Below are 20,960 nucleotides of genomic sequence, written 5' to 3' on the forward strand. Positions count from 1 at the left end.
CGGTGAGCAGGCCAGCGCGCCCCGAGGACATCGACGAGATCTGCGCCGGGCTGCCCGAGACCGAGCTCGGCGTGTCCTGGGGCGACCGTCCGACGTGGAAGGTTCCTCGCGGTGAGAAGGGCAAGGGGTTCCTCCTCTACCGACACCCGCACAAGACGGCGGTCGACCCCGTGACCGGCGAGATGTACGACGACCTCGTGGTCATCCATCTCCCCTCGATGGCTGACAAGGCGGCGATCGTCGACGACCCCGGCAACCCGTTCTTCGACATCGACCACTTCCGCAACCACCCCGGCGTCCTGGTGCAGCAGTCCCGGTTGGGGGAGATCACTCGGGAGGAGCTGGCGGAGATCATCACCGATGCCTGGGCACACCGGGCCCCCAAGCGCGTGGTGAAGGAGTTCTTCGCCGATGGCTGATCGCCGACCCCGGGTCGACCCCGCCCGGTTGGCTGCCCATGACGTCCTGCGAGCGGTCAGGGTGGACGATGCCTACGCCAACCTCGTGCTGCCACAGGTGCTCCGCCAGCACGGGCTGCGCGAGCGGGACGCGGCGTTCGCGACCGAGCTGGCGTCCGGCACCCTCCGGATGCAGGGGCTCTACGACGAGGTGATCGACGCATGCCTGACCAGGCCCCGGCTCGAGGCCAAGGTCCGCGACGTCCTGCGCCTCGGCGTCCACCAGCTGCTCTCCATGAGGGTCCCCGACCATGCTGCGATCTCCACGAGCGTCGACCTCACCCGCGCGCGTGTCGGCCAGGGCCCTGCCGGTCTCGTCAACGCAGTGCTCCGCAAGGTCACAGAGGGCGACATCGAGGAGTGGAGGCGCCGCGTCTCACCGGACCGGGCCGACGATCTCCTGGGGCACCTCGCGGTGCGTCACTCCCATCCCCGCTGGGTGGTCGAGGCGCTGGCGCAGGCGCTCGACCGGCCCGCCGAGCTCGAGACGCTCCTGATGGCAGACAACGACGCTCCCGGAGTGACCCTGGTGGCCCGACCAGGGTTGTCCACGACAGAGGAGCTCGTCGCGGCCGGGGGCACCGCGTCCGGCAGGTCGCCGTACGCCGTCTCGCTGAGCGGTGGCGACCCCGCGGCCATCCCCGCGGTGGCCGAGGGGCGCGCGGGGGTGCAGGACGAGGGATCGCAGCTGGTCGCCCTCGCCGTCGCCGATGCGCCGTTGGCCGGTCGCGACGAGCGCTGGCTCGACCTGTGCGCCGGGCCCGGTGGCAAGGCGGCGTTGCTCGCGTCCCTGGCCGCGGGCAGGAACGCCACCGTCGTGGCCCACGAACGTCAGCCGCACCGCGCCGCCCTGGTGGCGAACGCCCTGCGCGCGGTCCCGCCGCAGGCCTACCGGGTGGTCACCGGCGACGGCACCCGCCCCTCGTGGGTCCCGGGGACCTTCGACAGGGTCCTGGTGGACGCTCCGTGCTCGGGCCTGGGCGCACTGCGGCGTCGGCCCGAGTCGCGGTGGCGCAGGTCTCCGGGCGACCTCGACGAGCTGGTGCCGCTCCAGCGGGCGCTCCTCGACGCCGGGGCCGAGTCGCTCAGGCCGGGCGGGGTGATGGTCTACGCGACCTGCTCGCCCGTCCTCGCGGAGACTGTCGAGGTGCTCGATGCGGTGCTCGCGGGCCGCGGCGACCTCGAGGAGCTCGACCGGATGATGCTCTGGCCCCACCGCGACGGGACGGACGCGATGTTCGCCGCGACTCTGCGACGTCGCTCCTGACGCCGGCGAACTAGTGCCGCGGCAACTGTTCCGCCGGACGGGATTTGGGCGCATGATGGGTTCGGTCGCGGGGTATCGGAACCTCACGACCACGGGGAGACGAGACACGTGCGCACCTTGCTGACCAACGCCGTCGCGGCTGTGACGGTCCTTGCTCTTGCTCCGGCAGCCTCTGCCGGCGACACGCTCACTCGCAGCGGACCCGGCACTGCCGGCGACGGCGCCTTCATCACCTATGTGGGCTGTGAATCCTTCAGGGCGCCTGCTGCCGCCCCTCAGACCCGTCTCAACCTCGGGCCCGGCGTCGCTCCTCTCGGGAAGCGGTCCCTCGGCCTGGTCCCTGCCGGCCCGGGATCCGCCAGCGGGCCGTTCCTCGGGTTCTCCTCCCTCTCCGAGGTCGACGCGGCTGTCTCGGTGTCGTCCGGCACGGGGACCAGCGGGGTCTCCTACGCCTGGGTCGTCACGCCCGACGCTCTGCCGGGCACCGCCTGGCACGGTCGCGCGTCGCTCACCGTCCCCGCTGCGGGCTGGCACCAGGTCCGAGCCGCAGAGGTGAGCTATGAGTGGACGCTCGTCGAGCTGTCCACCCATCACCAGGTCGGCCGGGCTGGATCGGCCACGCCTGCCGAGTTCGCCGCGTCCCACGGTGACGGACCGGGCTACGTCGTCCACGGCTTCGGGTGCGACGGTCAGGGCTTCAACATCGACGCGGTCCACGGTGCCGGCGGGACGCTCGACTTCGAGGGAGTGCCCCTGACCACCACGACCGAGGTCTCGGGCAAGGTCCCCGAGGGGGAGACGGTCGTGGTCTCGGGCTCGTCCAGGGACGCGGGAGGCCGTCTGACCGGTGACCCGCTCGTGCTCGAGACGCGCAGCCCCGGCGGCGCGTGGCAGCGAGTGGGGGAGCCGCGCCTCGCCGACGAGGACGGACGAACCCGCGCCGAGCTCGTGGTGACCGGGCCGACCGAGGTGCGCTGGCACCGTCCCGAGACGCAGTACGCCGACGAGGGCTGGTCCGACCCCGTCCTGGTCGAGCCCACGGCACCGGGACCAGGAGCCACCGGTCAGTAGTCTGCCCCCATGGCCTCTCCGTTCACCGAGATCGACGTGGACGACAGGGTCGTCAAGGTGACCAACCCCGACCGGGTCTACTTTCCCCCCAGCACCGTCGCGCCAGCGGGCATCACCAAGCTCGACCTCGTCCACTACTACCTCTCCGTCGGCGAGGGCATCGTCAACGCACTGTTCGAGCGTCCCTGCATGCTGCACCGGTTCCCCAAGGGCCTGGCGGGCGACAAGGTGCACCAGAAGCGAATCCCTCAGGGGGCACCGCCGTGGATCGAGACGGTGCAGCTCCACTTCCCGCGCTGGAACCGCACTGCCGACGAGCTGTGCGTGACCGAGCTCGCCCACGTCATCTGGGCGGTCCAGATGTCCACGGTGGAGTTCCACCCGTGGAACAGCCGACGCGGCGACACCGAGTCCCCCGACGAGTGGCGCATCGACCTCGACCCCGGCCCGCTCTCCGACTGGGCACAGGTCCGGCGCGTGGCGCGCGTCGCCGAGGAGGTGCTGGAGGAGCTCGGAGCCGTCGGCTTCCCCAAGACCAGCGGTGGGTCCGGTCTCCACGTCTACGTCCGGATCAAGCCTGATCACGGCTTCAAGGACGTACGCCGCGCCGCCCTGGCGTTCGCCCGCGAGGTCGAGCGTCGTGCTCCCGACGACGTGACGACACAGTGGTGGCGAAAGGACAGGGATCCACACCATCTGTTCGTCGACTACAACCAGAACGCCCGCGACCACACCATCGCGGCCGCCTACTCGGTGCGAGGCGTGGAGACCGCCCGGGTCTCTGCGCCGGTGCGGTGGGACGAGATCGACGCGTGCGAGCCCGACGACTTCACGCTCCACACGGTGCCGGGCCGCTTCGCAGCGCTCGGTGACCTGCACGCTGACATCGATGACCACGTCTTCGACATCGCGCCGCTGCTCGAGTGGGCGAAGCGCGACGAGGCCGAGGGCGCGGACCCTCCGGCCGAGCCCGAGCCCTAGACTCACTGGCCGTGGGAGTCCAGATCACGCCGTCCATCCTCAATGCCGACTTCGCCAGCCTGGGGGAGGAGGTCGCTCGGATCCCGAGCGCCGACTGGGTGCACGTCGACGTGATGGACAACCACTTCGTGCCCAACCTGACGTTCGGACCCTCCATGGTCGAGGCGCTGGCGCGCTCCACGCACGTGCCCCTGGACGTGCACCTCATGATCGAGGACTGCGACCGCCACGCTCCCGCCTACGTCGAGGCAGGTGCGGGGAGCGTGACGTTCCACGTCGAGGCGACCCGCGCACCGGTGCGTCTGGCGCGCGAGATCCGGGCCAAGGGCGCCCGCGCGAGCATGGCCCTGCGCCCCGCGACCCCGGTGGAGCCCTACGAGGACCTGCTGCCCGAGCTCGACATGCTGCTCCTCATGACCGTCGAGCCCGGTTTCGGTGGCCAGAAGTTCCTCGACATGGTGCTCCCCAAGATCCGACGCGCCCGGGACCTCGTGCGCAAGCACGGCCTTGAGACGTGGCTCCAGGTCGACGGCGGCGTGTCGCTGGAGACCATCGAGCGCTGCGCAGAGGCAGGGGCCGACGTCTTCGTCGCTGGCTCCGCGGTCTACTCGGCCGACGACCCCGACGAGATGGTGCGGGCGCTGCGGGCTCGCGCCGATACGGCCTGAGAGCAGCCCAGCTGGGCGTGGTCGGGAGTTGCCCAGATCACGTGGGACGCCCGGTGAGGGAATGCGCCGGCATGTGGCAAGGTTGGGCCCACAGTTGAGCACGCGTGCTCTGGGGGCGGTGGAACTCCGCACCGGCGGTCACAGTCCGCGACCCGGCCACAGCCAGTGGCCGGTTGACCAGGTGGAACTCCTGGACCGACGGTCATAGTCCGGATGAGAAGCGCACGCAGACCGGTCGCCGCCAGGGCGTCCGGTCCTGGCCCCCGTGAGTCCGCGTCGACGGACCGGAGGCAAGGATGACGTTCACCGAGGCGGAGCGGGGCGCCATGCGCCGTGCCCTCGCCCTTGCCGTGACCCCCGGCGTGCCCGTGGGTCCGAACCCCCGCGTCGGGTGCGTCCTCATCGACGACCAGGGCGCGGTGCTCGCCGAGGGCTTCCACCGTGGCGCCGGCACCCCGCACGCCGAGGCCCACGCCCTGGCGGAGGCGGGGGAGTCCGCCCGTGGCGCAACCGCCGTGGTCACGCTCGAGCCGTGCAACCACACCGGCCGCACCGGCCCGTGTGCCGAGGCCCTCATCCGGGCCGGGGTCCGCCGCGTCGTCTACGCACAGCCCGACGCCAACCCGGTCGCGGTCGGCGGGGCAGGTCGCCTGCGCTCCGCAGGGATCGAGGTCGAGGGCGGCCTGATGATCGAGGACGCCCAGGAGATCAACCGCGCCTGGACCTTCGCCATCGCCCGCCGGCGCCCGTTCGTCACCTGGAAGTTCGCGACCACGCTCGACGGACGCAGCGCAGCGGCCGACGGGACGAGCCGGTGGGTGTCCAGCCGTGCCGCTCGCCTGGACACCCACCGGCTCCGTGCACTGTGCGACACGATGCTGGTGGGGTCCGGCACCGTCGCGATCGACGACCCCGAGCTCACCGTGCGCGACGAGGTCGACCAGCCCCTGGCCACGCAGCCGTTGCGGGCCGTGATGGGCCTGCGCGACCTACCTGACGACCGACGCATCCTCAACGACCGTGCCGAGACCGTGCGCCTGCGCACGCGTGACCCCGAAGAGGCGCTGGCCACCCTGCACTCCCTCGAGCGCCGGCACGTCTTCCTCGAGGGCGGGCCGACCCTGGCGCGAGCCTTCCTCCAGGCCGACCTCGTCGACGAGGTCGTCGCCTACGTCGCCCCGATGCTGCTGGGATCGGGCACGAACGCGGTCGCCGACCTCGGGATCACCACGATCTCCGACGCGGTTCACCTGCACGTCACCGACGTCCACGTGCTCGAGGGCCACGAGGGCGAGGACACCAACATCCGTCTGACGATGAGGAGGAAGTGATGTTCACCGGCATCGTCGAGGAGCTCGGGACCGTCGAGCACGTGCACGACCAGGGCGACGCCATCCGACTCACGGTCCGTGCCGGCCTGGTGCTCGAGGGCACGGCGCTGGGCGACTCGATCGCCGTCAACGGCTGCTGCCTCACGGTGGCCGAGATCGGCGACGGCACCTGGACCGCCGATCTCATGCAGGAGACGCTCGACAAGACGTCGCTGCGGGGTGTTCAGCCGGGCGACACCGTCAACCTCGAACGAGCCGTGACCCCCCAGACCAGGCTCGGTGGTCACATCGTGCAGGGCCACGTCGACGGGGTCGGCAAGGTGATCTCCCGTTCGCCCAGCGAGCACTGGGAGGTCGTCGAGATCTCGCTCCCCCCTCACCTGTCCCGCTACCTCGTCGACAAGGGCTCCATCACGGTCGACGGCGTCAGCCTCACCGTGGTCGCGGCCGGACCCGACCACTTCACCGTCAGCCTCATCCCGGAGACCCTCGCCCGTACGACGCTCGGCTCGCGCCGACCCGGCGATCGGGTGAACCTCGAGGCCGACATCATCGCCAAGCACGTCGAGAAGCTTCTCGCCGCGCACGACCCCAAGGATCCCGCATGAACTTCCTCGAGTGGCTGGTCAACGGCCACATCCCCGTGCCCGGGGGCACGCTCAGTGCGCCCGAGGTGATCGGCAACCTCTTCGGGCTCGCCAGCGCGATCCTGGGGATGAAGCGCTTCGTCTGGGCGTGGCCGGTCGGTCTCGTCGGCAACGCGCTGCTGTTCACGGTGTTCGCCTCGGGGGAGCTCTCCGGGGTGGTGGCCGAGCCGCTGTGGGGCCAGGCCGGGCGGCAGGTCTTCTTCGCCGCCGTCTCCGCCTACGGCTGGTGGCGCTGGAGCAGCTCCCGGCGCTCGGGGGGCGCCTCCGACGGTGGCGCCATCGCCCCTCGCTGGGCCACTCGTGGCGAGCGGCTCCAGCTCCTCGCACTCGGGGTCGTCGGCTACGTCCTCGCCTACGCGCTGCTGACGCAGATCGGGTCGTGGGGGCCTGCGACCGAGGCGTGGATCCTGGCCGGCTCGATGCTGGCGACCTACGGCATGGCCCGTGGGTGGGTGGAGTTCTGGATCGTGTGGATGCTGGTCGACGTCGTGGGAGTCACCACCTTGGTGCAGGCCGGCTACTACCCGACAGCGGTCATGTACCTCGTCTACGCCGGGTTCGTCGTGCTGGGCTTCGTCGTCTGGGCGAAGGCCAGCAGGACGACGCACCAGGTCCGGGACACCGACATCCACGAGGAGGTGACGGTGTGAGCGTCCGCCTCGACTCCGTGGAACGTGCGATCGCCGACATCGCCGCCGGCAAGGCCGTGATCGTCGTCGACGACGAGGACCGCGAGAACGAGGGCGACATCATCTTCGCGGCGGCGAAGGCGACGCCGGAGCTGATGGCCTTCACCATCCGCCACTCCAGCGGGGTGATCTGCGTCCCGATGCCCGGCGACATGCTGGAGCGTCTGGAGATCCCGCTCATGACGCCCCACAACAAGGACCGGCTCCGTACCGCCTACACGATCTCCGTCGACGCCCGTGACGGCGTGTCGACCGGCATCAGTGCGGCCGACCGTGCACACACGGCTCGAAGGCTCGCAGACTCGGCGACAGAGCCGTGGGAGCTCACTCGACCCGGACACGTGTTCCCACTGCGCTACCGCGAGGGCGGGGTGCTGGTCAGGCGCGGCCACACCGAGGCCGCCGTCGACCTGGCCCGCCTGGCTGGGCTGACCCCGGCAGGAGTGCTGGTCGAGGTCGTCAACGACGACGGCACGATGAAGCGCGCTCCGGAGCTGCGGGAGTTCGCTGACGAGCACGGCCTGGCCATGATCTCGATCGAGGACCTGGTGCGCTACCGCCGCCGGCACGAGCGCCATGTCGCACGGGTTGCCGAGACGAGGTTGCCCACCGCGCACGGCGTCTTCACCGCGGTGGGCTACCGCATCACCATCGACGACAGCGAGCACGTCGCGCTGGTGCACGGTGACATCTCTGGGGAGGAGCCGGTCCTCACGCGGGTCCACTCCGAGTGCCTGACCGGTGACGTGTTCGGCAGTCAGCGCTGCGACTGCGGACCCCAGCTCCAGGAGGCGATGGCCCGGATCGTGGAGGAGGGCCGCGGCGTCGTGGTCTACCTCCGGGGCCACGAGGGGCGGGGGATCGGCCTCGTCGCCAAGCTCCAGGCCTACGAGCTCCAGGACGGGGGTCGCGACACCGTCGACGCCAACCTCGACCTCGGGCTGCCGGCCGATGCCCGCCACTACGGCACCGCGACCCAGGTCCTGCGAGACCTGGGGGTGGCGTCGGTGAGGCTCCTGACCAACAATCCCGACAAGCAGGAGAGCCTCGAGGACTTCGGGATCCACGTGGCGGAGCGCGTCGCGCTGAGCGTCGTACCGACCGACGACAACCTCGCCTACCTGCGCACCAAGCGCGACCGGATGGGCCATGACCTGCCAGACCTGGCGACGGCGTCCGTCGCCGACACCACAGAGGAGCTGCACCAGTGAGCGGAGCCGGAGCACCCCCGACCGAGCCCTTCGACGCGAGCGGGATGCGCGTGGCAGTCGTGGCCGCGAGCTGGCACGACCAGGTGATGGACGGCCTGGTGGCTGGTGCGGAGCGTGCTCTCGCGGCCCACCAGGTCGCTGACTTCACGATCGTGAGGGTGCCCGGCACCTTCGAGCTGCCGGTCGTGTGCGCCGAGCTCGCCCGGGGCTCCTACGACGCGCTGGTCGCGCTCGGCGTCGTCATCCGCGGTGGCACGCCGCACTTCGAGTACGTCTGCTCGGCCGCCACCGACGGCCTCAACCGCGTCGCCCTCGACCACGTGGTTCCGGTCGGCTTCGGGGTGCTCACCTGCGACACCGAGGAGCAGGCGCTCGACCGCGCCGGTCTCGACGGGTCGGGCGAGGACAAGGGCTGGGAGGCCACGGCGGCTGCGCTCGCCACCGCTCGGACCCTGGCGAGCCTGCGCGCGGGCACGCCCTAGGCTTGACCCCTGTGAAGACGTTCGAGGAGCTGTGGGCCGAGCTGTCCGCCAAGGCCGAGGAGCGACCCGAGGGGTCAGGCACCGTGCGTCAGCTCGATGCCGGTGTCCATGCGATCGGCAAGAAGCTCCTCGAGGAGGCTGCCGAGTCGTGGATGGCAGCCGAGCACGAGGGCAAGGAAGCCACGGCGCTCGAGATCAGCCAGCTGCTTTACCACGCGCAGGTGCTGATGCTCGCGACCGGACTGACCCTCGACGACGTCTACGCCCACCTGTGAGGCCCTGAATGACCCTCCGCATCGCCGTCCCCAACAAGGGGTCGCTGTCCCAGTCGGCCTCGGAGATCCTCCGCGAGTCCGGCTACCGGCAGCGCAGCGACTCCAAGGAGCTCGCGCTCTCCGACACCGAGAACGACGTCGAGTTCTTCTACCTGCGTCCTCGTGACATCGCCCTGTACGTCGGTGAGGGCACCCTCGACGCCGGGATCACCGGTCGGGACCTCCTGCTCGACTCCGGCGCCAAGGCGACCGAGGCGATGCAGCTCGGCTTCGGCAGGTCCAGGTTCCACTTCGCGGGGCCGGCCGGGCGCTACGAGACGCTCGAGGAGCTCGCGGGGCTGCGCATCGCGACCTCCTACGTCGGCGTGGTGGAGGACTTCCTGTTCCGTCGCGGTATCCAGGCATCCGTGACCCGGCTGGACGGGGCGGTCGAGACCAGCATCCAGCTCGGTGTCGCCGACGTGATCGCCGACGTGGTCGAGACCGGGTCGACCCTGAAAGCGGCCGGCCTGGCGACCTTCGGCGAGGTGATCCTCGATTCCGAGGCGGTCCTCATCACCCGCGAGGGTGAGCGCCCCGAGGGGTTCGAGATCTTCCACCGTCGCATCGAGGGCGTCATGGTCGCGCGCAGCTACGTGATGATGGACTACGACATCGAGGAGTCCAACCTCGAGCGGGCGACCGACCTCGTGCCTGGCCGTGAAGGGCCCACGATCTCGCCGCTCGGGAAGGCCGGCTGGGTCGCCGTGCGCGTCATGGTGCCGCGGTCAGGGTCGCAGAGGCTCATGGACGAGCTCTGGTCGCTCGGCGCCCGAGCCATCCTGCTCACCGACATCCACGCGTGCCGGCTGTGACGTCCGACCCCGCGGTTCCCGCACACCCGCCCGCCCCGGCCCTTCCCCACACGTGGCGGCCTCTGGGGGTTCGTCTCGCCGTGGTCTTCTTCGGGGTCCTCCTGCTCGTCGTGTGCGCGGCCGCCTGGTTCGGCTTCGACCAGTCGATCCGCGACCGGTGGACGTGGCTGCAGCGCGGGACCGTGCTCGCCTTCGGGCTCGCTACCGCTTTCCTGGGCTGGCTCCTGAGCCGCAGCCGCGCCACGGCGCGGGCCGACGGTCTCGTCGTGGTCAATGGCCTGAAGCGACGCGAGCTCGACTGGGCGCAGGTCCTTGCGGTGCACCTGCCGCCCGGTGCGCCCTGGGCCACCCTCGACCTGGCCGACGGCACCACGGTGTCGGTGATGGCCTTCCAGGGCTCCGACGGGCAGCTGGCCCAGCGGGGCGTCCGTGAGCTGCGCGCCCTCATCGACCGCTGAGTCAGTGGTCGCCCACGAGGGCACGCAGGCCCCACTCGGTCGACAGCTCTTCGCCCGCGCTCCCTGCGGGTGCCAGGGCCACCAGGTCCGTGCCGGAGTTGAAGGCGTCGGGCGGCGCCGTCATGGGCTCCACGGCGACACCGGTGCGAGGTTGTCCGGCTGGCACCTCGGGGGTGAACACCTGCAGCCACCGGTGCCGGTCGTCCACCCAGAGCCCGACCCCGCGGCCGGTCGCGGGATCGCACAGGGCGACATCGGCACGTGAGCCGTCGCGAACCAGGTCGCCGAACGTGACGTCGAGGACGGACTCGCCGATGACTCGCCCGCTGCGGAAGTCGTACGACGTCCCGTCCACCGCCTCCTGCCCCGTCGGAAGCTTCCGCTCGGGATCGAGCAGCAGTCGGGTCCGTGCCGGGACGGTCAGCTCCAGGTGCTCGATGTGCTCGCCGACACGGAGGTAGGGATGGGCTCCGCTGGCGTACGGAGCCTCGTCGCCACTGAGGTTGGTGGCTGTCTGCCTGACGTGCAGGCCGTCGGCCGAGAGGTCGTACAGCACGTGCATGTCGACCGTCCACGGATAGCCCGTCTGTGCCATCACCCGGTAGGACAGCGACACCGAGGACTGCGTGTGCTCCTCGAGGGTCCAGGCCACCCAGCGGACCAGACCGTGGGACGCGTTGGACCGGGCCGGCTCCGTGAGGGCGAGCTGCAGGTCGCGTCCGCCGAAGGAGTACCTGCCGTCCCGGACGCGGTTCGGCCAGGGCATGAGCAGCTGACCGCGTCCGCCGGAGCTCATCGCGTCCGCCGCGAACCCGTCGACGAGGTCTCGTCCCTCGTGCGTGAGGGAGCGCAGCGCGGCCCCTCCCTCGGTGATGACGGCGCGGTAGCCCTCGGCCGTGATCTCGAACTGGTCACCGCTGGGACGCACCGACGAGGTCATGGCCACAGGCTGCCCGGCTCAGCCGCTGGTGTCGACCACCACGTCCGCTCGCTGGTCGGTGTGCTCCCGCGCGAGGAGGGCTCGCTCGTCGTCCTGCCACTGGATCCACTGGTCGCGGACAGCGGCTCCGTCGCGCTCGAGACCTCGTTGCAGGCGCACCGCCTGCGGGGCTCGGAGCCAGACGAGCGCGGTGATCAGGTGGGCCCACGCCCCCTGCCCCGAGCCGACGCCCTCGAGCACCAGCAGGTCCACCGGCTCGACCGTCACGTCCTCCACGAAGGCGTCGCGGTCCCAGTCCCAGCGCCGGTAGTGGCCAGGGATGCCTGCGGCGAGGTCGCCGAGCATGGGCTCGACCTGCGCGCCGACCTCGTCCAGGCCGCGCCAGCCCGGATAGAAGTCGTCCAGGTGCAGCACGTGCCCGCCGCCGAGTCGGAGCACCTCGGCAGCGAGGGTCGTCTTGCCCGTGCCGGCGAAGCCGTCGATGCACAGCAGGCGTGCCGCACCCAGGGTGGGCGGTCGCGAGAGGGTCAGGGCGAGAACCTCGGCAGCGAGGTCGGAGACGTCAGAACGCAAGACCGCAGCCCCGGTAGGAGGGCGCCGTCTCGACGATCGCCTCCCCGCGCACCAGGTGCACATCTCGCACGTGCTCGAAGAGCTCGCCCGACTTGGCGTGCCGGAACCACACCAGGTCGCCGATGCGGAGCAGGCCAGCCCGGTGTCCGGTGAGGGGGGTCTGGACCTCACCGGCACCTTCGAGACCGGTGAGGTGCAGCCCGGGCGGGGCCCAGGGCGCCGGGGCGCGGTCTGTGCCCACGGGCCCACTGGCGATCAGGCCGCCCCCGTGCACGGTGGCGATGCCCGGCGCGGGCTTGCGGCTGACCCGCAACCCGAAGAACGCTGCCGGGCGTGGCTCGAAGGACTGGTAGTGGTCGAAGAGCCCAGGCACCAGCAGCCCCGAGCCGGCGGCGATCTCGGTGACTGCGCCGTCGGCCGCGCTGGCCTCGACAGAGCCGGAGCCGCCCGCGTTCCAGAACTCGAGGTCCACCAGCCGGCTGAGGGCGTCGGACAGCTCTCGACGGCGCACGTCCAGCTGGCGCATCGACGCGGCCTTGAGTCGGCGCACCACGAGCGACTTCGCGCGTTGCGAGGGGACGTCGTCGGGGACCCCCGCGACCTGACCCTCGTACGTCATGACCCCGACCAGCCGGAACCCTGGGCGATCCAGGACGGCCCTCGCCAGCCCTAGGACGTCGGCGGTGTCGAAGAGGGGCGATCGCTTCGGGCCGACGTGCTGGCCGCCCACGCGCAGTCCCGCGTCGAGGTCGAGCGCAACCCTGACCTCGACGTCGTCCGGGCCGGAACGACGAGCGGCATCCACCGCGTCCAGGTGGGCGAGGTCGTCGACCATCAGGGTGATCGCCCGGGCCGCGGCGGGCGACTCGACCAGGCAGGCCAGTGCTCCCTGGTCGACGCTCGGGTAGGCAACCACGACGTCGTCACAGATCCCCTGCTCATGGAGCCACAGGGCCTCGGCGAGCGTGTAGGCCAGGACACCGGAGAAGCCCTCGTGCGCGAGGGCCCGAGTGATCAGCCCCGGGACGCGTAGCGACTTCGACGCCACGCGGACCGGCTTGCCGCCGGCGCGCCGTGCCAGGTCGGCGGCGTTGGCGTCGAACGCGTCGAGGTCCACCACCGCGATGGGGGTCGACAGGGGCCGCGGGTGACTCTCGACTGCGGTGCCGAGACGGGTCCAGAGGCGGTTGCGCTCGACGAAACCGGCGGTCACGAGATGCCGCGCTTCTTCAGCAGCGCCTCGATCTCGGCCAGGTCGTCGTCCACCGGCGGGCTGGCGGGGCCCGACGCTCGCGGCAGCTCGGCACGACGTCCGCCCGCCACCTCTCCGGTGGCCTTCTGCCCCCGGGCGAGCTGGCGGTCGCGCATGATCCCGCTGATCACCAGGAGAACCATGGAGAGCCCCGCCAGACCGATCCCCGCCCAGGTGAACGGGTTGAAGACCAGACCGGTCGCCCAGTCGGCGACGGAGCCGCTGACCTCGGTCACGAGCTCCAGCGTGCCGGTGAGCCAAGCGGCCACCGGGAGCAGGGTGAAGCCGAGCGCGCGGAGGCCGTTCGCCACGCCCCGCCTTCGGAACGCGACCCAGGTCCAGATCGCTCCGGCCACTGTCAGTGCCGCGGCGAGTGCCGCCCAGGTTGCCTCGTCCACGCCTCTACGATTCCACAGCGAGCCAGTCGCTGGTGAGAATGGGGGAGTGGAACACGAACCGCCACGGACGATCCCCGATCCAGGCTTCCCTGACGACCGGGGGCTCGCAGACCCTGCGCTGACCTCCACGCTGGTGCAGTACGCACTGGGGCAGGCTCGGTCGGGCGACGTCCTGGCCGCCCTCCAGGACGCACGCCTGCTCGTCCCTGTCGTCGCGGTGCTGGGGGAGGTGACCTACGACGAGTCCGGGCTGGCCCACGACAAGTCCTCCGACATGGCTGCCGTCCTGGTCCGGTCCGGGGGCGGCCGCACCGGCCTGCTGGCGTTCACCTCGACCGAGACCATGCGCCGCTGGGACCCGGAGGCGCGCCCTGTCCCCGTGCCTGCCGCAACGGCTGCCACCGCCGCCGTCCAGGACGGCGCGGTCGCACTCCTCGTCGACCTGGCCGGGCCGGCCTCCTACGCGGTCGAGGGGGAGGACCTGACCCGGCTCGCCGCGGGATGGCGCCTCGTCGCGGTCGCGGACGGCCACGGCTGGATTGGGCCCGCGGGGGATTGATCCGGTAGTCTTCACTGTTGACTCTCAAGCGGAGGCTCGCAGCACTCGTCTCCCACCCGCATCGACCGCACCAGCACCACCCCAAGGTCGTCGGGTCCGGTCCCCAGTGAGCAGCTCTCACGAGCAGCGCTGGACACTGATTCCCGCATCCCGGGAGACGTGTCGCGACTGGCTTCCGCTTGGAGTGGAACTGCCACCCGATCACTGGAGGACCCATCAGCACCGAGCTACGCATCAACGACCGGATCCGCGTTCCCGAGGTCCGGCTCGTCGGACCCAACGGCGAGACCGTTGGCATCGTGCCCACCGATCAGGCACTCAAGCTTGCCCAGGAAGCCGACCTCGACCTGGTCGAGATCGCACCTCAGGGACGCCCGCCGGTCTGCAAGCTCATGGACTACGGCAAGTTCAAGTACGAGAACGCCCAGAAGGCGCGCGAGGCCCGTCGCAACCAGTCGAACGTGATCATCAAGGAGATGAAGCTTCGACCCAAGATCGACGCCCACGACTACGAGACCAAGAAGGGTCACGTGGTGCGCTTCCTCAACGCGGGCGACAAGGTCAAGATCACGATCATGTTCCGCGGTCGCGAGCAGCACCGGCCCGAGCTGGGCTTCCGGCTGCTCCAGCGCCTCGCCGAGGACGTCCAGGAGCTGGGCTTCGTCGAGTCCAGCCCCAAGCAGGACGGCCGCAACATGATCATGGTGCTCGGCCCGCACAAGAAGAAGGCCGACGCCAAGGTCGATGCCGAGGCGGCGAAGGCCACCAAGATGCAGGCACGTGCCGACCGCGTCGCCGAGGAGGCCGCCGAGCGCGAGGCTGCGCACGCGGCAGGGCCGGTGGCCCAGAAGAAGGAGCGCGGGCGCTCCGAGAACCTCGATCCCGAGATCGACGCCTGATCCCTCCCTGCACAGGGACCCCCGGACACACGAGCAACCGAAGGAAGAGACACATGCCTAAGAACAAGACCCACTCGGGCGCCAGCAAGCGTTTCCGCGTCACCGGCTCGGGCAAGATCCGTCGCCAGAAGGCCGGGATGCGCCACAACCTGGAGAAGAAGCCCTCCAAGGTCACCCGACGACTGTCCGGCACCGCCGAGGTTGCCAAGAACGACGTTCCCCGGGCCAAGAAGCTGCTGGGTCTCTGACCTCCCGCCTGCCCCACCCTCCCCGAGACCACAAGCACCAAGGAGCAACAAGATGGCACGCGTCAAGCGCGCAGTGAACGCCCAGAAGAAGCGTCGTACCACCCTCGAGCGGGCCAGCGGGTACCGCGGCCAGCGCTCGCGCCTCTACCGCAAGGCCAAGGAGCAGGTCACCCACTCGCTGGTCTACAGCTACAACGACCGCCGCAAGAACAAGGGCAACTTCCGCAAGCTGTGGATCCAGCGCATCAACGCCGCTGCTCGCGCCAACGGCATGACCTACAACCGTTTCATCCAGGGCCTCGGCCTGGCTGGCGTCGAGGTCGACCGCAAGATCCTCGCCGAGCTGGCCGTCAACGACGCGCCCGCCTTCGCGGCGCTCGTCGAGACCGCCAAGTCAGCACTTCCCGAGGACGTCAACGCCCCGAAGGTCTCCGCCTGAGCCTCGCCGGTCGAGGTGCGAGCGCAGCGAGCCTCGAAACCGCGATGATGAACCACATGGAGCCCTTGACGCCCGGTAATGGCCGCGTCAAGGACGCCCGCAAGTTGAGCCGCCGCTCGGTCCGTTCCGAGCGGCGGCTCTTCCTTGCTGACGGGCCGAAGGCCGTCCAGGGCGCCCTGGGGGTGGACGGCTGCGTCGTGGAGGTCTTCGCCACGCCCGCGGCGCTGGAGCAGTACCACCACCTGCTCGCCGGTGCGGGCACGGTGACGCTGGTCGACGACCGTGCCCTCGCAACGCTCTCCGACTCCGTGACTCCGGCAGGTGTCGTGGCCGTCTGCCGCCACCTGGACCTCCCGCTCGACCAGGTGGTGCGGCCCACGTCGCGGCTCCTGGTGATCTGTGCGGACGTCCGGGATCCCGGCAACGCCGGCACCGTGATCCGGACCGCTGACGCCGTCGGCGCCGACGGCGTCGTGCTGGCAGGCAGCTCCGTCGACGTCTACAACCCCAAGACGGTGCGCGCCAGCGTGGGGAGCCTGTTCCACCTCCCGGTCGCGCTGTGCCCCGAGCCCGGTGCCGCCGTGGCGGCTGCTCGCCAGCACGGGATCACCGTGCTGGCGGCGGACGCGGCCGGTGAGGTGGATCTCTTCGACGCTGACCTCTCCGGGCCCAGTGCATGGCTCTTCGGGAACGAGGCGTGGGGGCTCCCTCCGGAGCTGGCCGAGTCCGCCGATGCGCGCGTGGCCATCCCGATCCACGGCCGCGCGGAGAGCCTCAATCTCTCCACCGCGGCCGCGGTCTGCCTCTATGCCAGCGCACGCGAGCAGCGGGCCTCGGCTGATCCGCGGCACGGCTAGGGTGAGCGCGTGACCAGCCGCCTCGTCCGACCCGGCTCCACCGGGCTGCAGGCGCTCGCCGACGCCTACCCGGACGGAATGATCGGGGTCGACACTGACGGCGCCGTCACGGTGATCAACACCCAGGCGCGGTCGATGCTCGGGCTCGGCCCCGGTGACGAGGCCGTGGGCGTGCGCCTCGAGGAGGTGCTGCGGCTCCAGGACCAGGAGGGTCGCAGCTGGCTCGACGTCAACCGCCCCTACGACACCCTCGCCACCGTGCGTGGCATCCCGGAGCAGTCCTGGCTCAACCCGCGTGCCGAAGAGATCCTCACCACGGCACGACTCGTGCGTGACGAGCGCCTCGGCCCGGTGACGGGGATCGCCATCGCGCTGCGCAGCGGCCGTGGGCGTGCTCGCCTGGACCGTGAGCGCTCCGACCTGGTGGCCACGGTCGCGCACGAGCTGCGCTCACCGCTGACGGGCGTGAAGGGGTTCGTCCAGGCGCTCCTGAACCGCTGGGACAAGCTGAGCGACGACCAGCGCAAGCTCATGCTGACCACCGTCAACGCCGACGCCGATCGCCTCACCAGGCTGATCGCCGAGCTGCTCGACGTCGCACGCATCGACACCGGGCGCCTCCAGCTCTACCCGCGTGAGTGTCCGGCCGACGTCCTGGTGGGACGGGTCGTCGAGTCGGTGTCCCACAGCACCTCGCGAGAGATCCACCTCGACGTGGATCCCAGCACCCCCGAGGTCTTCGCCGACCCCGACAAGTTCACCCAGGTGGTCACCAACGTCCTGGAGAACGCCGTGCGCCACGGTGAGGGGCGCGTCGACGTGAGCGTCGCCCCTCACGACGCGGGGTGGCCCGCCGTGCGCGTGGTGGTGGAGGACGAGGGCGAAGGGATCCCCGAGGAGATCCGCAACCGTGTGTTCACCAAGTTCTGGACCCTCGGGCGAGGTGGCAGCGGTCTCGGGATGTACATCGTGGGGGGCCTGACCCGCGCCCACGGAGGAGTCATCACGATCGCCGATGCCACCAGCGGTGGTGCTCGCGTGATCATCGACTGGCCGCAGGAGGACCTGCGCCCCGACTGAGGCGGTGATCCTCACCGAACCCTCACGGGTCGCGACCGGTTCCGGCCGCGGGCGGCTCCTAGTGTCGGACCATGACCGCACGCACCGTCCTCGTGGTCGAGGACGACCGCACCATCAACGACGCGCTCTCCCAGCGACTGCTGGCCGAGGGCTACGCCGTCCTCCAGGCCTTCGACGGTCCTGGTGCAGTCGAGCTGGCCTTGTCCCGGACCCCTGACGTCGTCGTCCTGGACGTGATGCTGCCGGGCTACGACGGCCACGAGGTGTGCCGCCGGATCCAGGCCGAGCAGCCGTTCCCGGTCCTCATGCTGACCGCTCGTGACGACGAGGCCGACATCCTGGTGGGGCTGGGGGTGGGCGCCGACGACTACCTCACCAAGCCGTTCCGCATGCGGGAGGTCATCGCGCGGGTCGCCGCCCTCGTGAGACGGGTGGACCGTGCCGCCGAGCTGGCGGCCGGACAGCATCCCCGGGTCCTCCGAGCAGGTGATCTCGTCGTCGACCCGGGCAGGCGCAGGGTGAGCGTGGGCGACCGCGAGATCCACCTCACGCCCACCGAGTTCGACCTGCTGACCTGTCTGGCACAGGTTCCGGGACAGGTCCTGTCCAGGGACCGTCTCCTGACGGAGGTGTGGGGCTGGGCGGACGCCCTGAGCGGCGCCGGCACCCGGACGGTCGACACGCACGTGAAGGCCCTCCGGGCGAAGATCGGCCCCGCACGGATCCGCACGGTGCACGGCGTGGGCTACGCCCTCGAGGAGGGCTGATGAGCCGGCCGCTCGACACGATCGGGTCCATCAAGACCAAGCTGGGTCTCCTCGTAGCCGGCTCCGTGGTGGTCTCCAGCCTGCTCGCGCTGGTGGGCTCGGCTGCCGAGGTGCCTTGGCTGCTGGTGCTCCCGGTCACCGTCGGCGTGGCCCTGGCCGTCACCCAGCTCCTGGCCGCTGGCATGGTGGCTCCGCTGCGCGCGATGACCGAGGTCGCCGACCGGATGGCGCGCGGCGACTACTCCGGCCGGGTGCACACGCAGTCCTCGGACGAGGTGGGTCGACTGGCTGCCTCCTTCAACCGGATGGCTCACGACCTCGCCACGGTGGATCGCGAACGTCGCGACCTCATCGCCACGGTGTCGCACGAGCTGCGCACGCCGCTGACCGCCATGACCGCTCTCCTGGAGAACCTCGCCGACGATGTCGTACCTGCCGACGAGGACAACCTGCGCCGAGCGCTGGCGCAGGCCGAGATGCTGCGGGACCTCGTCGCCGACCTGCTGGAGCTCTCGCGGCTCGAGGCGGGGGTCGCGAGGCTCCACCACGCGCCGACGCCGGTCCGCGCGCTGCTGGACACCTGCGTCGAGCAGGTCGTCGCCGGCGGACGCACGGCCCGGTACGACGTCAGTGTGCCGGTCGACCTGGTGGTCGAGGCAGACCCGGCCCGACTGCGTCAGCTCCTGGTGAACATCCTGGACAACGCCGGACGACACACAGCACCCGGGACAGCGGTGGAGGTTGACGCGGGTGGCTCTGACGACGGCTGGTGGGTGCAGGTCACCGACGCCGGGCCGGGCGTCGAGCCGGGTGACCGCGAGCGCGCCTTCGAGCGCTTCGGCACGGACCCCAGCGGTGGCGGCACCGGCCTGGGTCTCGCCATCGCCCGGTGGGTGGCGGGGCTGCACGGCGGCAGCCTGCGCTTCGTGGACCCGCCCTCTGGACGGGGCGCCTGCCTCCGGCTCGAGGTGAGCCCGGCCACGAAGGCGCCGGCAGCGACACCAGCGCCGGCGCCCCGGCCCACCACGCAGGCACCCACTGCCGCCTCCTCGTCGCTCGACGCCCTCTTCGGCCGCTTCTGGCCCGAAGATGGAGCTCGATCGAGCCTCCGGACGGTCGCCGCTGCCGGGGTCGCGGGACTCGTCGCCGGTGCAGTGCTGTCCTTCACGGCGATCGGTGTCTCCTGGACTTTCGTGGCGGTCGTCTGCGGCGCAGCAGCCCTGCTCACCGCCCGCAGCCGTCGCGAGCCGTGGACCCTGGTCTGCGCGGGCCTGGCCCTGCTGCTCGTCCTGCCGATGTCCCTGCTCGACGCGGTGTGGGTGCAGCTGCTCTGCCTGGTCGCGGCGGCAGGCGTGTTCCTCTGTGGCACGACCGCCGCGAGAACCGTGACGGGATACATGGTGACGGGGGTCGCCTGGCCGCTGGCCTCCCTGCGAGGGCTGCCCTGGTTCGGGCGGTCGCTGCGGATCGCGGGCGCCGGGTCGCAGGTCCCGGCGCTGGTGCGCACGGTCGTGTGGTCCCTGCTCGGACTGGCTGTGTTCGGCACGATCTTTGCCAGTGCCAACCCGGTGTTCAGCGACTGGGTGGACCGGCTGGTGCCCAGCCTGACCTTCAACGACCTGGTCGCCCGAGCCTTCCTCGCGTGCTTCGTCTTCGCGGTGACGCTGGGTGCGGGCTACCTGGCACTGAACCCCCCTGACGTCGACGTGCTGGGGCGCCGTCGTGCTCCGAGGCTCGCCAACCGCTACGAGTGGCTGGTGCCGGTGCTCGTGGTCGACGGGGTCTTCCTCGCGTTCATCGCCGCCCAGGCGCGTGCCCTCGTCGGGGGACGCTCCTACATCGAGGAGACCACCGGGCTGACGTACGCCGACTTCGTCCACCAGGGCTTCGGCCAGCTCACACTCGCCACGGTGCTCACGCTGGTGGTGGTCTGGGTGGCCGCTCGCCGGGCGGGCGATACGCCCACGGACCGGCGCTGGCTGCTCGGGTCGCTCGGCCTGCTCTGCTCCCTGTCACTCCTCGTCGTGGCGTCGGCTCTGCGTGGCATGGCCGTCTACCAGGACGCCTACGGCTTCACCACGCTGCGCCTGTTCGTCGACTTCTTCGAGGGGTGGCTCGGCTTCCTGCTGCTCGCGACGATGATCGCCGGTGCAGCGGGACTGGGTCGATGGCTGCCGAGGATCGCGCTGGTCTCGGGTGCCGCCGCACTGATCGCCCTGGCCGCGCTCGACCCCGATGCGTGGGTCGCCGAGAGGAACCTCGACCGCTACGAGACGACCGGGGACCTCGACCTGCGCTACCTGCAGACGCTGTCGGCCGATGCGACGCCGGCCATCGTCGAACGCTTGCCGGTGGACGTCTCGCGATGCGTCCTGCAGGGGATGCCTCGAAATGCTCTCGCGCCGGAGACGCTCGAAGATGCCCGCGCGTGGAACCTCGGCCGCTCGAGGGCGCACGAGGCGCTGGAGGACCTGGGTCCGGTGTCGACACCCACGAGCGACGCAGAGAAATGCGCTGGCGTGTGGGAGGTCTTCGGCCAGTAGCATGGGTGTCGTG

25 protein-coding genes and 1 riboswitch are annotated in these 20,960 nt (G+C 70.9%); of the genes, 21 read left to right on the top strand and 4 right to left on the bottom strand.

Annotated features, from left to right (window positions below; all coding sequences use genetic code 11):
• The first annotated feature begins 2 nt into the window (after nt 1-2).
• The 13 genes from EXE58_RS17030 (at nt 3) to EXE58_RS17090 (ending at nt 10,392) form a co-directional block, all read left to right on the top strand.
• The gene (locus EXE58_RS17030) at nt 3-419 is read left to right on the top strand and encodes an MmcQ/YjbR family DNA-binding protein (RefSeq protein ID WP_135268957.1); all 417 of its coding nucleotides are present in this window, start codon (nt 3-5) and stop codon (nt 417-419) included.
• A complete protein-coding gene (locus EXE58_RS17035) occupies nt 412-1,725 on the top strand; it encodes an RsmB/NOP family class I SAM-dependent RNA methyltransferase (protein WP_135268958.1) in 1,314 nt (437 codons plus the stop codon). Before EXE58_RS17030 ends, EXE58_RS17035 begins: the two co-directional genes overlap by 8 nt.
• A gap of 108 nt (nt 1,726-1,833) precedes the next feature.
• Nucleotides 1,834-2,796: a hypothetical protein gene (locus EXE58_RS17040; protein ID WP_135268959.1), complete on the top strand. Its 963-nt coding sequence runs from the start codon at nt 1,834-1,836 to the stop codon at nt 2,794-2,796.
• Between the two features lie 9 nt (nt 2,797-2,805).
• Nucleotides 2,806-3,777, top strand: coding sequence for a non-homologous end-joining DNA ligase (ligD, locus tag EXE58_RS17045; protein WP_135268960.1), 972 nt, complete (start codon nt 2,806-2,808; stop codon nt 3,775-3,777).
• A gap of 11 nt (nt 3,778-3,788) precedes the next feature.
• Nucleotides 3,789-4,445: a ribulose-phosphate 3-epimerase gene (gene rpe, locus EXE58_RS17050; RefSeq protein ID WP_135268961.1), complete on the top strand. Its 657-nt coding sequence runs from the start codon at nt 3,789-3,791 to the stop codon at nt 4,443-4,445.
• A 100-nt stretch (nt 4,446-4,545) separates the two neighbouring features.
• Nucleotides 4,546-4,675: riboswitch (FMN riboswitch) on the top strand.
• A gap of 66 nt (nt 4,676-4,741) precedes the next feature.
• Nucleotides 4,742-5,776, top strand: coding sequence for a bifunctional diaminohydroxyphosphoribosylaminopyrimidine deaminase/5-amino-6-(5-phosphoribosylamino)uracil reductase RibD (ribD, locus tag EXE58_RS17055; protein WP_244242286.1), 1,035 nt, complete (start codon nt 4,742-4,744; stop codon nt 5,774-5,776).
• Entirely contained in the window at nt 5,776-6,384 is a 609-nt protein-coding gene (locus EXE58_RS17060) for a riboflavin synthase (RefSeq protein WP_135268962.1), read from the top strand. Before ribD ends, EXE58_RS17060 begins: the two co-directional genes overlap by 1 nt.
• Complete coding sequence (pnuC, locus tag EXE58_RS17065) at nt 6,381-7,073, top strand: nicotinamide riboside transporter PnuC (protein ID WP_135268963.1); 693 nt, start codon at nt 6,381-6,383, stop codon at nt 7,071-7,073. Before EXE58_RS17060 ends, pnuC begins: the two co-directional genes overlap by 4 nt.
• Nucleotides 7,070-8,323, top strand: coding sequence for a bifunctional 3,4-dihydroxy-2-butanone-4-phosphate synthase/GTP cyclohydrolase II (locus tag EXE58_RS17070; RefSeq protein ID WP_135268964.1), 1,254 nt, complete (start codon nt 7,070-7,072; stop codon nt 8,321-8,323). The genes pnuC and EXE58_RS17070 overlap by 4 nt, the downstream gene beginning before the upstream one ends.
• A complete protein-coding gene (gene ribH / locus EXE58_RS17075; RefSeq protein WP_135268965.1) occupies nt 8,320-8,805 on the top strand; it encodes a 6,7-dimethyl-8-ribityllumazine synthase in 486 nt (161 codons plus the stop codon). The genes EXE58_RS17070 and ribH overlap by 4 nt, the downstream gene beginning before the upstream one ends.
• 11 nt (nt 8,806-8,816) lie before the next feature.
• A complete protein-coding gene (locus tag EXE58_RS17080) occupies nt 8,817-9,080 on the top strand; it encodes a phosphoribosyl-ATP diphosphatase (protein ID WP_135268966.1) in 264 nt (87 codons plus the stop codon).
• Between the two features lie 8 nt (nt 9,081-9,088).
• Nucleotides 9,089-9,934, top strand: coding sequence for an ATP phosphoribosyltransferase (hisG, locus tag EXE58_RS17085; RefSeq protein ID WP_135268967.1), 846 nt, complete (start codon nt 9,089-9,091; stop codon nt 9,932-9,934).
• Nucleotides 9,935-10,014: 80 nt separating this feature from the next.
• Nucleotides 10,015-10,392: a PH domain-containing protein gene (locus EXE58_RS17090; RefSeq protein ID WP_244242287.1), complete on the top strand. Its 378-nt coding sequence runs from the start codon at nt 10,015-10,017 to the stop codon at nt 10,390-10,392.
• Nucleotide 10,393: 1 nt separating this feature from the next.
• Here the strand turns inward: EXE58_RS17090 and EXE58_RS17095 are convergent, their stop codons facing one another.
• Genes EXE58_RS17095 through EXE58_RS20185 form a run of 4 tightly spaced genes read right to left on the bottom strand, consistent with a single transcriptional unit; the run spans nt 10,394 to nt 13,555 of the window.
• Nucleotides 10,394-11,332 carry an aldose 1-epimerase family protein gene (locus EXE58_RS17095; protein ID WP_135268969.1) on the bottom strand — a complete coding sequence of 313 codons (939 nt, stop codon included), beginning with the start codon at nt 11,330-11,332 and terminating at the stop codon, nt 10,394-10,396.
• Nucleotides 11,333-11,350: 18 nt separating this feature from the next.
• Nucleotides 11,351-11,905, bottom strand: a complete 555-nt coding sequence (locus tag EXE58_RS17100) for an AAA family ATPase (protein ID WP_135268970.1) — start codon at nt 11,903-11,905, stop codon at nt 11,351-11,353.
• Nucleotides 11,895-13,118, bottom strand: a complete 1,224-nt coding sequence (locus EXE58_RS17105; RefSeq protein WP_135268971.1) for an amino acid deaminase/aldolase — start codon at nt 13,116-13,118, stop codon at nt 11,895-11,897. Before EXE58_RS17105 ends, EXE58_RS17100 begins: the two co-directional genes overlap by 11 nt.
• Nucleotides 13,115-13,555: a cellulose synthase gene (locus EXE58_RS20185; protein WP_135268972.1), complete on the bottom strand. Its 441-nt coding sequence runs from the start codon at nt 13,553-13,555 to the stop codon at nt 13,115-13,117. Before EXE58_RS20185 ends, EXE58_RS17105 begins: the two co-directional genes overlap by 4 nt.
• 46 nt (nt 13,556-13,601) lie before the next feature.
• Between EXE58_RS20185 and EXE58_RS20190 the strand changes: the two genes are divergently transcribed.
• The 8 genes from EXE58_RS20190 (at nt 13,602) to EXE58_RS17150 (ending at nt 20,947) form a co-directional block, all read left to right on the top strand.
• Nucleotides 13,602-14,114 (top strand): SseB family protein, encoded by a 513-nt coding sequence (locus EXE58_RS20190; protein WP_135268973.1) that lies wholly within the window; start codon nt 13,602-13,604, stop codon nt 14,112-14,114.
• 179 nt (nt 14,115-14,293) lie between these two features.
• Complete coding sequence (gene infC, locus EXE58_RS17120; protein WP_208544064.1) at nt 14,294-15,013, top strand: translation initiation factor IF-3; 720 nt, start codon at nt 14,294-14,296, stop codon at nt 15,011-15,013.
• A 53-nt stretch (nt 15,014-15,066) separates the two neighbouring features.
• Nucleotides 15,067-15,261, top strand: a complete 195-nt coding sequence (rpmI, locus tag EXE58_RS17125) for a 50S ribosomal protein L35 (protein ID WP_135268974.1) — start codon at nt 15,067-15,069, stop codon at nt 15,259-15,261.
• 52 nt (nt 15,262-15,313) lie between these two features.
• Nucleotides 15,314-15,700 carry a 50S ribosomal protein L20 gene (gene rplT, locus EXE58_RS17130; protein ID WP_135268975.1) on the top strand — a complete coding sequence of 129 codons (387 nt, stop codon included), beginning with the start codon at nt 15,314-15,316 and terminating at the stop codon, nt 15,698-15,700.
• A 47-nt stretch (nt 15,701-15,747) separates the two neighbouring features.
• The gene (locus EXE58_RS17135; RefSeq protein WP_135269671.1) at nt 15,748-16,557 is read left to right on the top strand and encodes a TrmH family RNA methyltransferase; all 810 of its coding nucleotides are present in this window, start codon (nt 15,748-15,750) and stop codon (nt 16,555-16,557) included.
• Between the two features lie 9 nt (nt 16,558-16,566).
• Nucleotides 16,567-17,637, top strand: coding sequence for a sensor histidine kinase (locus EXE58_RS17140; protein ID WP_244242289.1), 1,071 nt, complete (start codon nt 16,567-16,569; stop codon nt 17,635-17,637).
• Nucleotides 17,638-17,708: 71 nt separating this feature from the next.
• Complete coding sequence (locus EXE58_RS17145) at nt 17,709-18,404, top strand: response regulator transcription factor (RefSeq protein ID WP_135268976.1); 696 nt, start codon at nt 17,709-17,711, stop codon at nt 18,402-18,404.
• Nucleotides 18,404-20,947, top strand: a complete 2,544-nt coding sequence (locus EXE58_RS17150) for a DUF4153 domain-containing protein (protein ID WP_135268977.1) — start codon at nt 18,404-18,406, stop codon at nt 20,945-20,947. The genes EXE58_RS17145 and EXE58_RS17150 overlap by 1 nt, the downstream gene beginning before the upstream one ends.
• The last annotated feature ends 13 nt before the right edge of the window (nt 20,948-20,960 follow it).

It is taken from the genome of Nocardioides seonyuensis (assembly GCF_004683965.1).
Classification (GTDB): domain Bacteria; phylum Actinomycetota; class Actinomycetes; order Propionibacteriales; family Nocardioidaceae; genus Nocardioides; species Nocardioides seonyuensis.

Bases quoted from the DNA above. Each gene is read 5' to 3' on its own strand.
- ligD (WP_135268960.1), top strand. From the start codon at position 2,806: ATGGCCTCTCCGTTCACCGAGATCGACGTGGACGACAGGGTCGTCAAG.
- EXE58_RS17145 (WP_135268976.1), top strand. From the start codon at position 17,709: ATGACCGCACGCACCGTCCTCGTGGTCGAGGACGACCGCACCATCAAC.
- rplT (WP_135268975.1), top strand. From the start codon at position 15,314: ATGGCACGCGTCAAGCGCGCAGTGAACGCCCAGAAGAAGCGTCGTACC.
- ribD (WP_244242286.1), top strand. From the start codon at position 4,742: ATGACGTTCACCGAGGCGGAGCGGGGCGCCATGCGCCGTGCCCTCGCC.
- EXE58_RS17135 (WP_135269671.1), top strand. From the start codon at position 15,748: ATGAACCACATGGAGCCCTTGACGCCCGGTAATGGCCGCGTCAAGGAC.
- EXE58_RS17060 (WP_135268962.1), top strand. From the start codon at position 5,776: ATGTTCACCGGCATCGTCGAGGAGCTCGGGACCGTCGAGCACGTGCAC.
- hisG (WP_135268967.1), top strand. From the start codon at position 9,089: ATGACCCTCCGCATCGCCGTCCCCAACAAGGGGTCGCTGTCCCAGTCG.
- pnuC (WP_135268963.1), top strand. From the start codon at position 6,381: ATGAACTTCCTCGAGTGGCTGGTCAACGGCCACATCCCCGTGCCCGGG.
- EXE58_RS17035 (WP_135268958.1), top strand. From the start codon at position 412: ATGGCTGATCGCCGACCCCGGGTCGACCCCGCCCGGTTGGCTGCCCAT.
- EXE58_RS17150 (WP_135268977.1), top strand. From the start codon at position 18,404: ATGAGCCGGCCGCTCGACACGATCGGGTCCATCAAGACCAAGCTGGGT.
- rpmI (WP_135268974.1), top strand. From the start codon at position 15,067: ATGCCTAAGAACAAGACCCACTCGGGCGCCAGCAAGCGTTTCCGCGTC.
- EXE58_RS17095 (WP_135268969.1), bottom strand. From the start codon at position 11,332: ATGACCTCGTCGGTGCGTCCCAGCGGTGACCAGTTCGAGATCACGGCC.